The organism is Collinsella aerofaciens (assembly GCF_039758965.1).
Classification (GTDB): domain Bacteria; phylum Actinomycetota; class Coriobacteriia; order Coriobacteriales; family Coriobacteriaceae; genus Collinsella; species Collinsella aerofaciens_BR.
The window spans coordinates 1-13,597 of the sequence record NZ_JBDMSL010000034.1 but is presented as its reverse complement, the minus strand read 5'-3'; the positions used below and the strand labels follow the sequence as shown (position 1 = coordinate 13,597).

At 58.2% G+C, this 13,597-nt stretch carries 12 protein-coding genes; 2 read left to right on the top strand and 10 right to left on the bottom strand.

The features are described from left to right. Window positions 1-118: 118 nt before the first annotated feature. The 8 genes from ABHU32_RS09560 to ABHU32_RS09525 all read right to left on the bottom strand — a co-directional run bounded on the left by ABHU32_RS09560 (window position 119) and on the right by ABHU32_RS09525 (window position 10,448). Window positions 119-1,180: a hypothetical protein gene (locus tag ABHU32_RS09560; protein ID WP_346979766.1), complete on the bottom strand. Its 1,062-nt coding sequence runs from the start codon at window positions 1,178-1,180 to the stop codon at window positions 119-121. Window positions 1,181-1,189: 9 nt separating this feature from the next. Then, window positions 1,190-1,861 carry a DUF4230 domain-containing protein gene (locus ABHU32_RS09555; RefSeq protein WP_161160376.1) on the bottom strand — a complete coding sequence of 224 codons (672 nt, stop codon included), beginning with the start codon at window positions 1,859-1,861 and terminating at the stop codon, window positions 1,190-1,192. Between the two features lie 214 nt (window positions 1,862-2,075). Next, complete coding sequence (locus ABHU32_RS09550) at window positions 2,076-2,861, bottom strand: FxLYD domain-containing protein (protein ID WP_346979765.1); 786 nt, start codon at window positions 2,859-2,861, stop codon at window positions 2,076-2,078. A 191-nt stretch (window positions 2,862-3,052) separates the two neighbouring features. Next, on the bottom strand, window positions 3,053-3,688 hold the full coding sequence (locus ABHU32_RS09545; RefSeq protein WP_346979764.1) for a recombinase family protein: 636 nt from the start codon (window positions 3,686-3,688) through the stop codon (window positions 3,053-3,055). A gap of 295 nt (window positions 3,689-3,983) precedes the next feature. Continuing rightward, on the bottom strand, window positions 3,984-6,479 hold the full coding sequence (locus ABHU32_RS09540; protein ID WP_346979763.1) for an excinuclease ABC subunit UvrA: 2,496 nt from the start codon (window positions 6,477-6,479) through the stop codon (window positions 3,984-3,986). A gap of 10 nt (window positions 6,480-6,489) precedes the next feature. Further along, window positions 6,490-7,608, bottom strand: coding sequence for an AAA family ATPase (locus ABHU32_RS09535; RefSeq protein WP_346979762.1), 1,119 nt, complete (start codon window positions 7,606-7,608; stop codon window positions 6,490-6,492). A gap of 93 nt (window positions 7,609-7,701) precedes the next feature. Further along, window positions 7,702-9,705, bottom strand: coding sequence for a GTP-binding protein (locus tag ABHU32_RS09530; RefSeq protein WP_346979761.1), 2,004 nt, complete (start codon window positions 9,703-9,705; stop codon window positions 7,702-7,704). Between the two features lie 254 nt (window positions 9,706-9,959). Continuing rightward, window positions 9,960-10,448 carry an N-acetyltransferase gene (locus ABHU32_RS09525; protein WP_346979767.1) on the bottom strand — a complete coding sequence of 163 codons (489 nt, stop codon included), beginning with the start codon at window positions 10,446-10,448 and terminating at the stop codon, window positions 9,960-9,962. 77 nt (window positions 10,449-10,525) lie between these two features. Here ABHU32_RS09525 and ABHU32_RS09520 point away from each other — a divergent pair, with 77 nt between their 5' ends. Beyond that, window positions 10,526-10,822 carry a hypothetical protein gene (locus ABHU32_RS09520; protein WP_055310006.1) on the top strand — a complete coding sequence of 99 codons (297 nt, stop codon included), beginning with the start codon at window positions 10,526-10,528 and terminating at the stop codon, window positions 10,820-10,822. A 48-nt stretch (window positions 10,823-10,870) separates the two neighbouring features. On the opposite strand, the gene ABHU32_RS09515 is transcribed toward ABHU32_RS09520, so the two are convergent. Beyond that, complete coding sequence (locus tag ABHU32_RS09515) at window positions 10,871-11,575, bottom strand: class I SAM-dependent methyltransferase (protein WP_346979760.1); 705 nt, start codon at window positions 11,573-11,575, stop codon at window positions 10,871-10,873. 436 nt (window positions 11,576-12,011) lie between these two features. Between ABHU32_RS09515 and ABHU32_RS09510 the strand changes: the two genes are divergently transcribed. Next, window positions 12,012-12,413, top strand: a complete 402-nt coding sequence (locus tag ABHU32_RS09510; protein ID WP_195625274.1) for a hypothetical protein — start codon at window positions 12,012-12,014, stop codon at window positions 12,411-12,413. A gap of 125 nt (window positions 12,414-12,538) precedes the next feature. Here ABHU32_RS09510 and ABHU32_RS09505 read toward each other — a convergent pair whose 3' ends face one another. After that, entirely contained in the window at window positions 12,539-13,354 is an 816-nt protein-coding gene (locus tag ABHU32_RS09505; protein WP_346979759.1) for a putative RNA methyltransferase, read from the bottom strand. Window positions 13,355-13,597 lie beyond the last annotated feature (243 nt).

The window sequence follows — 13,597 nt, the reverse complement described above, 5'->3', positions numbered from 1 at the left end:
GCGTGTTGGCTAAAATGGGTCGGCCGGGATTGGTCAATCTCGGCCGACTATATTTGGCTAAAATAATCCGACGCTAACAGACAGACCCTTTGCCGCATTTGGCTGCTGACAATTCACGTCAGAATTCAACTTCAAATACAAACGACTGCCGAAGTTCTCGCTTAGCTTGGCTTGTCAGGCTCGAATTCGCCCTTATGTTCAGCTTGCTGCATGCCTCATCGATAGCCATAGCAAGCGATACGGACATGGTCATGGTCGTCTCGCTTTTCAATTCAACCCGATAACTCTTCGCCTTGTTTTTATCCTCTCCACCGCATCTCGTTTCGATTAACAAGAGAATGTCAGAGTCATGGGCATACCAATGGAGTTCAGGGCGCTGTGGAACCATGTCTCCCTCGAATTCCTGTGTAAACAGGATTTTCTTCTCATTTCTCGTTAAATCGCTCAAAGAGCCGTTGATTCGAGCCGAGCCCTTCTTTCCCGCTTTGGCATTCCCCTTAACCTGGTGGCCTCTCCGAGTTTCCTCGTACTCCGTCACCTCCAACTTGCAGCGCTTCGCGCCAAGCATGAACGCAATCCGTCTCAACTCGGCCATCTTGTCTTGTTGCATGGTTGCGAAATAGGAGTCTAGATCAACAAAGCGAGACCGATCAAAAGCATCTATGTAATATGTGGAATAAAGAGATGGTTTAGGGTAGAAAGACAGCTCGCTATCCCCAATTGCCTCGCGGTACAAATTGAAAATCTGCGTGCCCTTAACAGTATCCAACCAACCAATAGCATCCCTACAGACATCGATGCCCCGACGCTCATTTCCGTCAACAATTCGAATCATGTTCGGCAAATGGAATGAAGGGCTCTGATAGATCTCTTTGGTTACAGGCCTGTACCTATTGAGCTGTTGCTGGTATGCCCAATCGTTGACGGCGTCACCAATATCCGCAGCAGCACCTGCTGCACCATCGGCCGCATCAGCAATAGCCGCCAAGGCGTCATCGACCATCGGAGTTGCAGCACGCATTGCGCCATCGGCAACTTTCTGTACGGTTGCAACCGCGCCCGCCATCGCGCTTCCGGCGCCATCAACCAACCCGGCAGCGGCCTTACGGATATCAAAACTCTGCTTATGTCGCGACAGCTCCTCCCTTTCGACAACAGCTAGATCGTCTTTATCCTCCATAGTGACCTCCTATTTCCGATAGTCGAAATCAACCGTATATTCATCGCCAAATGCCGAGTTGAACATCGCACGGATATTTGCTTCGGCGTTCACTCGAGCCTCTTCGAGCAGCTTGCCATCCTTGATGGCCTCGCTTTCACTCCGCTCCTTGCACTGCGCTTCAAACGCCGTGACGTCTTTGACCTCAATGGGATTGAGGATGTTGTTGCGTTCCTCGAGAGCACCCGACTTATTCATATCCGGCGTGTTCGAAATTACATAAGGCTCATCCATCGCAATGGTCAGCTTTTTCTTGTTTGTATGTATCTCTGCCGTCTCGAGATTCACACCCGCCTTAATGGTTCCCACATAGCGGTACCAAAAGCTGTTTTCCGTAAACGGGATATCAAACCAATCGAAGAACCTCTTGGTATCCGTCACCTTATCGACAATCGCATAGTTCTGCGATGCAGAAACCATCTCGTTCTGGGAAGCGATGCGTTCAAACACGACCGACGGGGAAAGCGTATTGGGGGTCGTTTCTTTCGCGCCCGCAGCTTTGCCGTTATTAAAGATGGTAATGAAAAGTACAGCCACAATCACTCCACCAAGCGCCAGGCCCGCAAAGAATACCTTGGGCTTTGTCAGGATTCTCCCGAGTTTCGCTTTCAGCGCCCCCATGCCTTCCTCTATCTCATCCATCCCCTATTCCTTTCAAAATCCCTGTTATTTAAGAAACTGCCGTGGGTTATACCTCATGCCTTAATTGTCGTTTTCAGCATGTCTTTAGACGAGGGCAGTTGTTTGCAATCCGATATAATACACATTCGTTCGCGGCACTTGTTGTTCAATAATTGGCATAAAACGGGCAGGTCAACCATTCATTGCCGATTAACCCGCCCCTTCCGTGCAGAACTTATTTATTTACATCGTAGCTGGAAACAGATGCGACAACGCGCGCAGCGTCAACATCGGACATTGCCTCGAACTTGACTTTCTCACCCGGCGCCCACGAAGAAGTGTCCGCATAGGTCTCCTCCGCTTTGATGTCATCTGCATCATAGAGAGCAAGTGTCAGGCTGACGTTAGAGAACGATATACCAGAGGTGTTCTCAACTACCGCCGTATACGTATACAGGCCGTAACCGTCATCCGATTTTTCGAAATTTGCTCCCTGAATCAAACTGTTGATGGCATCCTCATAGCGGGTCTTCTCTGCTACGGACTTTCCATTCTTAATTAAGTCGTTGAAATCATCCTTGTATTTCTCCCCGACTTCCAGCCCGTAATTATCAACAAGCTTTTTGAGCTGCGCAGACCGCTTATCGTAGACCTTATTCCACTCTTCGTAATAATCCGAAGACGATTGCGAGTAATCCTCGGTCACTTTAAGCTGGTCATCAAGCAGATTCAGATACGTGATTACGTCCTGTTGCATCTTGGAATCCTTAAACCTAGCGTTCTTGAGTTCCTTGTCGTTCTTGATTTCGGCCTCAATAGCTTCCTGGATATTCTCGGTTGAATGAGGATCATCATCGTTTGCATTAGATTCAATGACGTCGGACCTTCTCTCAAACCCGGCGGCGATAACATTCATCGCCTTATCGTCGACATATTTCGACTTTGCAGCGTTTGCATCATTCTGTGAACAGGCCGAGATGAATCCTAGAGAACAGATAAGTAGGACAAGCAAGCCCATCATAGGCTGCTTTTTAGTAGCATTTCGTTTCACGACTATTTCCCTTCGATTGACGTTAAGACTTATAGCCCCTCGCCAAAAAGCAGACGAATTGGCAACGCGGTGGCACTATTTGGTTCAAGGGCGTGAACTGGATAAACATCGAGGGAAGGAGTGAGCTCTGTACAATAAACTCCCCTCGTCAAAATGTCTAGCTAAAGAGGACGGACGGACGGCGAACGGTCAAAACCGGTCGTGTCCGCCCGCCTCCAACGATCGAATGTCGATGTGCTGACGTTCAGTAGCGTTGCGGCCTCTTGCCTCGTAACCTCACCTCCTTCGAATGATTTGATGACATCGCTATAGCTATCCGGGCGTTCGAGCGCCGGCCTTCCAAATCTCACACCCCGCAGACGCGCCGATGCGATACCCTCCGCCTGGCGCTGCTTGATGTTTTCACGCTCCAGCTGCGCCACGTAGCTCAAGATCTGGAGGACAAGGTCCGCCATGAATGTTCCCGTGATGCCGTCGAGTTGCTCGCGTGTATCGAGCAGAGGCATATCAAGCACCACGATGGCAGCATGCCTATCCACCGTGATGCGTCGCCATTCATCGAGGACTTCACGATAATTACGACCCAAACGATCGATACTTTTGATCACGAGAACGTCGCCCTCGCGCAACCTGCGAAGAAGCCGCTGGTACTGAGGACGCTTAAAGTCCTTACCGCTTGCCTTGTCAGCGTAAATCTGGTCCCGTTGAACGGGAAACCTTCCCAATGCGTCTAACTGGCGGTCCAAGTTCTGATCCTCAGATGAGACACGCGCATACCCAAAGATTCGATTGTCCATAATTGCCCCTATCGGCCGCCTCCTGGCAGCATCGGCTCAAACGAGAGCCCACTCACTATAGGGCGTGCAAATTCCGCGAATGGGCTGAGGCCATTTTGGCCCTCAGGCACAAGCTATTCAAGCGCCGTGCCGACAACGCGCTCGCCTTTAACTGTGATTAACTGTTTTTAACCAGAATTAACTGCTTTTAACTGAAATTAACTGCTTTTAACCAGAATTAACCGAAACAGAAAACCGTGATGCCGACAGTCTTTGCCGGAATGTGACAAAGGGACAGCCCCTTTGTCACATTCGGTTATAGGTAGCGGCCGGTGATACTTGCGGAGCAGGCTGCGATGTCGCCCGGCGTACCGGCGCAGACGATTTGCCCGCCGGCGTCACCACCGCCCGGGCCCATATCGATCACATAATCGGCATTTCGGATAAGGTCGAGATCGTGTTCGATCACGATAACCGTGGCGCCCTTGGCGACAAGGCCGTCGAACACACTCAGCAACACCTGAACATCGAGCGGATGCAGGCCGATCGTGGGCTCGTCAAATACGAATACGGCATCATCCTGCACGCGGCCCATCTCGCTCGCGAGCTTAAGGCGCTGCGCCTCGCCGCCCGAGAGCGCCGGTGTGGGCTCACCGAGTGTGAGATAGCCCAGGCCCAGGTCGTGCAAGGTCTGCAAGCGCGCCTGAACCTTCTTGAGTCCCACCGTGGCGTCGAGGGCCTCGTCCACACTCATGTCCATGAGCTGCGGCAACGTAAGCAGACTCCCGTCCTTGCCCTCGCGATGGATATGCGAAGCCGCGTCTGCATAACGCGAGCCGCGACATGCTGGGCAGACGATCTCGACGTCGGGCAAAAACTGCACGTCGAGCGATATCGAGCCTGTGCCGTCACACGTAGGGCAGCGCAAGGCGCCAGTGTTGTAACTGAAGGCGCCCGCCTTGTAGCCGGCTGCCTTGGCTTCGGGCGTACGGGCGAAGGCGCGGCGCAGCTCATCATGGATGTCGGCATAAGTCGCCACCGTCGAGCGCACGTTGGCGCCGATGGGCGTGGCGTCAATCAGGTTTGCGCGGGCAATGCCCTCGGCATCGATCCAACTCACGTGGCGTGGCAAGCGCTCGCCAGCTGCCTGCGCCTTAAGCGCCGGGATGAGCGTCTCAAGCACCAACGTCGTCTTGCCCGAACCCGAAACACCCGTCACCGCGACAAGGCGACCGCGCGGGATATCGACTTCGAGCGGTTTGACGGTATGGATGGCACCGGTTGCCATGCGGATATGGCCCTGATCGAACATTTCGTCGTCAGTCACCTGTGGGCGCAAGCGCTTGGGCTCGGCGCGCAAAAACGGCGCGATACGGCTGCCCTGCAATTGCTCGACCTCGTCTACTGTACCGGCAGCGATCACGTTACCGCCGCCTGCTCCGGCGACGGGGCCCATCTCGACCAGGTAGTCGGCTTCCGCCAGTACGCGCGTATCGTGGTCGACAACAACCACGGTGTTGCCGTCGCCTACCAGGTCGCGCATCACGCCCACCAAGCCGTCGACATTGGCAGGATGCAAGCCAATCGAGGGCTCGTCCAGCACATAAAGCACACCCGTCGACCGGTTGCGCACCACGCGGGCGAGCTGCACACGCTGGCGCTCACCCGTGGAGAGCGTGGCACCGGCGCGATCGAGTGAAAGGTAATCGAGACCCAGGTCGACCAGACGACGGGCCACGCTCAAAAACGAATCGCAGATATCCGTCGCCATGGGCCGCATCTCGGGCGGCAAGGATGCGGGCACTCCGCGCACCCACTCAATCGCCTCGCCCAGCGTCATGGCTGCGGCCTGCGCCAGATTGATACCGCACACCTGGGGCTGGCGCGCAGCCTCGGAGAGACGCGTGCCACCACAGTCACGGCATGGACCCTCGCGCAAAAAGCGCGCAACGCGTTTGAGGCCCTTGTCGTCCTTAACCTTAGCGAGCGCATTCTCAACGGTATAGACGGCGTTGTAATAGGTAAAGTCGAGCGGCGTGGCGCCCTCGCCGTTTTTGGGAACGTAGAGAATGTGTTTCTTAACCGCCGGGCCGTGGAACACGATATCGCGCTCTTGAGGCGTGAGTTGGCTAAACGGCACGTCGGTGCGTACGCCCATCTCGCCTGCCACCTGCTTCATCAGATCCCACATGAGCGTGCCCCAGGGAAGGACTGCGCCCTCGTTGATGGTCTTTGACTCATCTGGCACCAGGCTCGCCTCGTCCACCTCGCGCATGACACCGGTGCCGCCACAGGTGGGGCATGCGCCGCCGCTATTGAAAGCCAAATCCTCGGCACTCGGCGCGTAGAACTCGCGGCCGCATGTCGGACACGTGAGCGACAGGCCCGCAGCTACGTTAAGGCTCGGCTCCACACGCGCCCCGCAATGCGGGCACACGTGATGGGCGCAACGGCTAAAGAGCAGACGCAGGCTGTTGTTGAGCTCGGTCATGGTACCAAAGGTCGAGCGCACGCCCGGCACGCTGGGGCGTTGATGCAATGCGAGCGCCGCCGGCACGTGCAGCACCTCGTCCACCTGGGCGTGTTCGGCCTGCGTCAGACGACGGCGGGTATAGGTGCTGAGCGCCTCAAGATAGCGACGCGAGCCCTCGGCATAAAGAACCCCCAGCGCCAGCGAACTCTTGCCCGAGCCCGACACGCCGGCAATGCCCACAAGCCTTCCCAGTGGAATATCGATATCGATGTCTTTGAGGTTGTGCACGCGCGCGCCACGCACCTCGATAGCCTGCGGGCTCATCTTCTGTTCCGTCACCTTTATCACCCTACTCATGCCATAAAACTCGATCGCGGATGTACTCGCCCAGCATGGGCACGGTAAACCGGACGAGACCGTATCCGGCAGCCCCGATGACGCGCTCGCGAATCAGGCTTGCGCGATATTTACTCGCCCAGCTCTGGGTGCGATCGCAGCGCTCAATGATATCCGCCATGCGCGTCGGTTTGCCCTCGTCAACCGCCATGGCCTCGATAAAGAGGCGCTGTGGACTGCGCAGCCCGTAATACAGGGGCGCGTCGACCGCTTCGTAGAACTCGGAGACGGCATCCGTATGGCCAGCCTCGACATCGCACCTTTCGATGACCTGCGAGCCACGCCGGACGGCAGAGCGCCACATGTAATATCCCACCAGCTGAACCATATAGGGATGCCCCATGCTCTTGCGCGCCGCAAGGTCCGCCGTCCCCGCGTCCACGTAAAGACCAGCGTCCTTGACCGTCTGGATATACGAATCGCGCACCTTGGGCAAGGATATCGCCCCCAGCGTACGCTGCTGGGCACGCCGTAAAAACGTTACGCTTGGCTCTTCGAGCAGATCGTCAACCATACTGGGTAAGTCGGCGAACACCAGCGCAAGGCCGCGCTGCTCGCTATCGGGCAAGCCCGTAGCATCCTGGTCTCCGAGCACCTGCTGATAGAGAACGGCAAGAGCCGCCAGTTCCTCGATAGACGCCGATTGCGCCTCGTCAATCGCAAACAGTATGCCCTTGCCTGGACCGAGCTTCTTGAGGCGCTCGTTGACCAGCCCTCGCAACGTTTCGCCCTTTGCCCGCGCCGCCTCGACCGACATCCGGCCAAACGACGGACCGAACTCCATTGACGTCACAGCGGGCTTATTCGAGTGAAGCGCGTCGGCCAATCGGTCGCATAAGCCAAGCGAAGCGGAATCGGAGACAACCGCCCATCCGCGCTCATTGGCTAGACGTTGCAGCTCCCGCAGGAGAACCGTCTTGCCGCAGCCGCGATTTCCCGTAATGAGCATGAGCCTACCCGGCGCTCCGGCGCCGTTGTCGAGTCCTTCCTCAAAATCTTCGATGACCGACTCTCGACCGATGAGCATCGGAGGCCGCTTGCCTGCCGTTGGCTTAAAGGGATTTGGATTCATGTCGGCCTCCTCGGATCGGTAAACCCTGGTAACAGTTATACCAACTTATACCGAGTTATACCAATTAAATGCGGTAAAGAGTCTGACCCTCTATCACCTATGGCCGAAAAACTCGGCGTCTGCTGCTCGCCAGGGGCGGAAGGTGGCGGGATCGACCTTTACGTGAGCTGCGGCGGGTACGTCGTACCATTTGACCGTGTAGCCGGCGCCGTGAGAGCAAAAGACCGAGTCGGGCGTGTTGGGCAGATCGGCCTCGGGCTCATAGGCGGCCGTCTCGATTACGCGCTCGGCATCATGGCAAGCCGAATAGCCGGCGAACTCCAGGTACAGATGCCCGCGACCGCTCGTGTAGGCAGCCACCTCCAACGCATAATCCTGCACCTCGGATGCCGGCACGCGACCCACAAGCTTCGCCCGGCCTCCCGCCATCGTCGGCGGCTCGTACTCGGCACCCATGCGCGTGGCGTCCGAGAGCGCCCGGCCCACGCACTCCCCCGGCACCTCGAGCTCAAAGTGGTACCACGGCTCCAACAGCACCGCCGTGCCGGCCTCACGTGCCTGCATCAAACCCTGGCGAATCGCGCGGTACGTGGCCTGGCGAAAATCGCCGCCCTCGGTGTGTTTGGCATGCGCACGGCCGCCCGTAAGCGTAATGCGCGCATCGGTGATGGGCGAGCCGGTCAGCGCGCCCAGATGATCGCGCTCCATGGCGTTGGTGAGCGCCAGACGCTGCCAGTTAAGATCGAGCTCGTCGGTCGAGGTCACGGTGCCAAACTGCACGCCCGAACCCGCTGGCAACGGCTCCAGGCGCAGATGCACCTCGGCATAGTGGCGCAGTGGCTCAAAGTGGCCCACGCCCTCGACCGGCTGCGAAATAGTCTCCTTATAGAGAATGCCGCCGGGCTCAAACTCGACCGCAAGGCCAAAGCGATCGGCCAGCACCCGCTGCACGACCTCGAGTTGCACGGCGCCCATCAACTGCAGATGAATCTGCTCAAGATGCGTATTCCAGCTTACGCCGAGCATGGGATCCTCGTCCGCCAACTCAGTCAGCGCTTTGAACACCGCGTGGACATCGTGTTCGCCCGGAAGCACCGTATAGGTGAGGACCGGCGCAATGACAGGCGCATCGCCCGCGGGCTCCGCGCCCAGGGCGTCCCCCGGGCGAACGTGCGCAAGACCCGTCACGGCGCAAATACCGCCAGCAGCAACTTCTTGGGCAAGCTCATACTTCTCGCCGTTATAGATGCGTACCTGATCGACCTTCTGCTCCCATGCCTCGGCACCGGAACGCCCGGCGATCATCTGCTTGGCATGCAGCGTGCCGCCGGTCACCTTAACCCATGCCAAGCGCTCGCCGCGATCCCCGCGGCTGACACGATAGACGCGCGCGGCAAACTCCGGGAGCCACGCCTGTTCACGCATCAGCGCGCATATACTATCCAGCAGCTCGTCCACGCCCTGGTCCTTGAGCGCCGAGCCGGCAAAGCAGGGAAAGAGCTTGCGCTCGGCAACCATGCGCGACAGCGTTGCGACGGAAAGCTCACCCGCTTCAAGAAACTCCTCGAGCGCCGCCTCGTCCAACGCAGCAGCGTCCTCCTGAACGGCACCGCCCGCCAACAGTTCGTTGGCATCCAGGCAGCCTTCGGAAAGACGCTGCCCAAGCTGTGCCAGCAAAACATCGCGGCCGGGATTCTCCAAATCGATTTTGTTGATATAGATGAACGTCGGAATGTCATAGCGCGCAAGCAGGCGCCACAGGGTTTCGGTGTGCCCTTGCACGCCATCGTTGGCACCCACAACCAAAATCGCATAGTCGAGCGCGCGCAATGTGCGCTCCGCCTCGGCAGAAAAATCGACATGCCCCGGTGCATCCACGAGCATGACGTGGGTATCGCCATGGTCGAGCACGGCCTGCGACGAGAAAATCGTAATGCCGCGCTCGCGCTCAATCTCGTTCGTATCCAGATGCGAATCGCCATCGTCCACGCGGCCGCGCTTGCGAATGCGACCCGCGTTGAACAGCATGGCCTCGGCCAACGTGGTCTTGCCGGCATCGACATGCGCCAAGATTCCAACGACCGCTTGCTTCGACATGGCTCTCCTCTTATTGCAAGCCCGTCGCACGCGGCAACGGGCACTCACGCTCCACACTGGATGATACAATTTACGGGCCGGCGGGCGAAGCGGGCCCTATCCCCCGACCGAGCTCATCGCCCCGCGTTGCCGCGCGGCGATTTTCGTAGGTTCGCGCCTTGCGAAAGCCGGCTTTCAAAACAGTGCAGCGAACGAAAATGGCCCCACCCGGAGCCATTTTCGTTCGTGCGAATTGTTGATACGCGTCCCCGCTCTTATGTCTCGCGCAGCCAATCAAACGCGACGCGCGGCGTACCGTCCGACACATATACGATACCGGCGCGCTTAAACCCGGCCTTGGCGATGGCGCCCTGCATAGGCAGGTTGTCTTGGTGCGTGTCGATGCGCAGATGGTCGATACGTTCCTTGGCAAAGGCAAACATCGCGGCCGCAACGCCATGCGTGGTGCCGTCGGATGCCACGCGGTGCAGCACGGCGTACGGAGTGTCGCTACGCCATTGACCGTCCTCAATGACGTCATAGCACTCGTCCGGGCCCGGTAAAAAGGCAAACGTCGCCACCACGCGGCCATCGACTTCGCACACATAGCTGCCACCGGCAGCGATATCGGCAGCCAGCTGCTCGGCAGAAGGCGTGCCCTCGGGCCACTGCGTAGCGTTGCCATGTGCGCGCATAAAGGCGCGGGCCGCGTCATAGATAGCCATGACGGCGGGAATGTCAGTATCGAGGGTTTTTCTGATCATCACGCGGCGACCTCACGTTTATTGGTATCACTTTGGTTGAGCAATGATACCAGCGTTTGGAGAGAGGCGCGAAGCAGATGGGAAGCAAAAAGCGAGCCGCCTGGTCAAAGGCCAAAAGCGAGTTTTTGGGCGCTGCTACCGGCGGCGATATGAGCGACCTGTTTGCGCGCGAGGACGAGCGCCGCGACGCCCTGGACGCCGAGCGCGATGAGGCCTGGCGCTACAAGTCGTGCGAACGCAAAAACCGTTACGACACACGCGCCGAGGCCGAGGCAGTTATGGCCGACTGCGAAAACCGCGGGCGGCGTGGTTTGGCCTGCTACAAATGCGAATACTGCGGTGGATGGCACCTAACGTCGCACCCTTGGAAATAGGCGCCACATCGGCACGGCACTGACGGAGCGCCAGCCATCGCACGCAAACTACGGGCGCGGCGGCACCAAAACATCGTAACGAACGGCCTTGCCCGCAAGTTGATAGCTCGGCTTTATGCCGGCGAGCAACGGGCCCTTCACCGGCCGTTTGATAACGACTTTGCGCGGATGCACCGCAAGCGCTGCCTGGACCAGCGCCTCCTCATCGGCGCACGGCTGCTCCAAGTGATGCAGCAGCTGGAACTTCTTTTTCACCGCCGCGCTCTTGGTGCGCTCGGGAAACATGGGGTCCAGGTACACCGCATCGGGAGCGGCAAGCTCGCCCCGCCCGATCAACTCAGCTGTATGGCGAAGGCCGGCAATGCTGTCCTCGCCCGCATGCAAGCGCATGCGCGCCACGGCTGTCGCAAGCGCCGGTTCATCTGCCGCGCGATCCAAAGCATCCTTGAGGAGCGCCGCGATCACGCAATCCTGCTCATACAGATCGACGGTAAAGCCCGCGGCCGCCAACAGCAGCGAATCCTCGCCAAAGCCTGCCGTGGCATCAATCGCCCATGGGCTCTCGATGCCTTTTGTGCGCGCAGCCTTTACCAGCAGCTCTTGCTGCAGACGGCCTTGCTTGAGTCGTGGCAGCATGCGGGCAAAATCGGCTCGCAGCTCCATCGTACCGTCGGTGAGCGTGAGGCCCTCGGGCTTCCCGGTCAGCTCAAGCCCCGCGGCCCGAGCAACAGAAAAGGGATCGACGACGCCCATGGACACTCCTTAATAAACAAACGAATACGCGGGGCGCCGTTTATGCCAGCACCCAACCGTCCGCTATTGTCCCACATGCGACATGGCCCACAGCATCCCAATGCAAAGCACCGCCATCAATCCCGTGCACACGGCAGCGATCACAGAATCGCTCATGCGCCTTCTCAGCGACCGCGGCTCACGCACTTGCTTGACTCCGTACATCATGACTCCTCCTTGAGACCAGCTCCTTGTTACGGCCTCATCATCGCAGCGCCGCACATGAGCTGCCATCGATTTGGCTTACGTCCAGCTTTCCTTTTTGAAAGGTTGGACCGTACAGGCAAGAGACGCTTTCAAACGCATGCATCGTCCCGTTGAACTACAATGTGCTTCACGATATGTGCCGTAACCTGGGCGCGACAGATTCTCCGCGCCCGCATCGAAAGGACCAGCTATGAGCGCTGCTCGCAAGACACTCAAAATCCTTGCCCTGATTTATTTTGTTCTGGGCATCGCCAGCCTCGTCATCGGAATTGCCGGCATTGTTACCGGCAATTTTGGATCCGCTTACGGATCGAACGCCACGCTCGCCGCTGTTGTGGTGATTGTTAAGGGCCTCGTCGACCTTGCCGCAGGCGTCGCCGGTATCAAGGGCGCCAACAAGCCTTCGCAGGTAGACGGCGCATTTAAGCTCGGTATCGTTGCCGCGGCAGCCACGCTCCTCCAGGCCGTGCTCACGCTTCCCGCACTCGGCGGCAGCTCCGTCAATATCATCGCCTTTGTCATCGTGGTGTACGACCTGTTCTTTGTTCAGCAGGCACACGCCGTTAAGGCCGAGAACAAGGACCGCTTGTAGGCACCTGTCTCCCATAGCCCCTGCTATCAAGCAGCTAAAAAGGGCCGATCGCGCATCTCCGCGGTCGGCCCTTTACGTTTGCCCAGATAAAACCTGCCAAAATAAACCTGTCCCTTTTTGGTAGGTTAGCTGTGACGGTACTCGGCGATGATGAAGTCGATATCGGTCTGGAGCGTGTCCAGATTTGCCAGGCGCTCTTTGTCGGCAGGGCGTGTGCGATAGTAGTACGGCGTCATCTGGAACACCGCCTCGATGTCGGCCTGCGTCTGGAGCGTAATATTCGCAGATACCCGCTGCGTTCCGACCAACTCGAGCTCGGTGGTCTTCGGCAGCTTCTCATCGTTAAGGTACGGCGTGTCGTAGAGCACCTCTTTAAGCCCAAAGAGATGACGGGCGCCCGGCACCACGGTGTAGAGCGAGCCTTCGGGCGCCAGCACGCGGGCAAACTCGCGCTCGTTAAAGGGAGCAAAGAGCTCGGTCACCATATCGAAGGCGCCATCGGCCACGGGGATGTCCTTCATGTTGGCCACGAAGTAGGTCGCATCGCCGCGCTTGGCGGCAAGGCGTACCATCTCCTTGCCCAGGTCGAAACCGTAAGCATCCACGCCCGGCACCGCGCCCATAGCACTGGTGTAGTAGCCCTCGCCGCAGCAAATGTCGAGCAAGGCCAGCGGCTTGTCCGACGTAGCCGCGCACCGCTGAGCTCGTTCGCGCACCAGCTCAACCATCGCATCGCGCAACGGCGCATAGTATCCGCGGTTCAGAAAGTCACGTCGGCTGCGCGCCTGTGACTTGGGATCGCCCATGGAATCGCCGCTCTTGGACGAGCGCAACAGATATAGATAGCCCTCGCGCGCACGGTCAAACCGGTGTCCGCCCGCGCATGCAGCACCGCGCTCGTCGCCCACCAACGGCTCATGGCAAACGGGACACAACAACATGGCAACTCCTTAGCGCGAACAACACAACGCCCACCATTGTCGCACGCCTTCCCCACCTAGTCATTGGGGACGTTCTTAAACGACTAGTCAAAAGGGACACTCTTGCGTCACATAGGGACACTCCTTTTGGTCGGTGCCAAAGAGTGTCCCCAACGACTAGTCGTTTAAGAACGTCCATTACAGTCGAAATTGTCAGCCTGGGACCATCTCGGGCTACGATTGAGGCGCGCCCAGAACGGGCCG

Coding starts and splice junctions, on each gene's coding strand:
- ABHU32_RS09560 (WP_346979766.1), bottom strand. CDS start 1,180: ATGGAGGATAAAGACGATCTAGCTGTTGTCGAAAGGGAGGAGCTGTCG.
- ABHU32_RS09555 (WP_161160376.1), bottom strand. CDS start 1,861: ATGGATGAGATAGAGGAAGGCATGGGGGCGCTGAAAGCGAAACTCGGG.
- ABHU32_RS09550 (WP_346979765.1), bottom strand. CDS start 2,861: ATGATGGGCTTGCTTGTCCTACTTATCTGTTCTCTAGGATTCATCTCG.
- ABHU32_RS09545 (WP_346979764.1), bottom strand. CDS start 3,688: ATGGACAATCGAATCTTTGGGTATGCGCGTGTCTCATCTGAGGATCAG.
- ABHU32_RS09535 (WP_346979762.1), bottom strand. CDS start 7,608: ATGAATCCAAATCCCTTTAAGCCAACGGCAGGCAAGCGGCCTCCGATG.
- ABHU32_RS09530 (WP_346979761.1), bottom strand. CDS start 9,705: ATGTCGAAGCAAGCGGTCGTTGGAATCTTGGCGCATGTCGATGCCGGC.
- ABHU32_RS09525 (WP_346979767.1), bottom strand. CDS start 10,448: ATGATCAGAAAAACCCTCGATACTGACATTCCCGCCGTCATGGCTATC.
- ABHU32_RS09520 (WP_055310006.1), top strand. CDS start 10,526: ATGGGAAGCAAAAAGCGAGCCGCCTGGTCAAAGGCCAAAAGCGAGTTT.
- ABHU32_RS09515 (WP_346979760.1), bottom strand. CDS start 11,575: ATGGGCGTCGTCGATCCCTTTTCTGTTGCTCGGGCCGCGGGGCTTGAG.
- ABHU32_RS09510 (WP_195625274.1), top strand. CDS start 12,012: ATGAGCGCTGCTCGCAAGACACTCAAAATCCTTGCCCTGATTTATTTT.
- ABHU32_RS09505 (WP_346979759.1), bottom strand. CDS start 13,354: ATGTTGTTGTGTCCCGTTTGCCATGAGCCGTTGGTGGGCGACGAGCGC.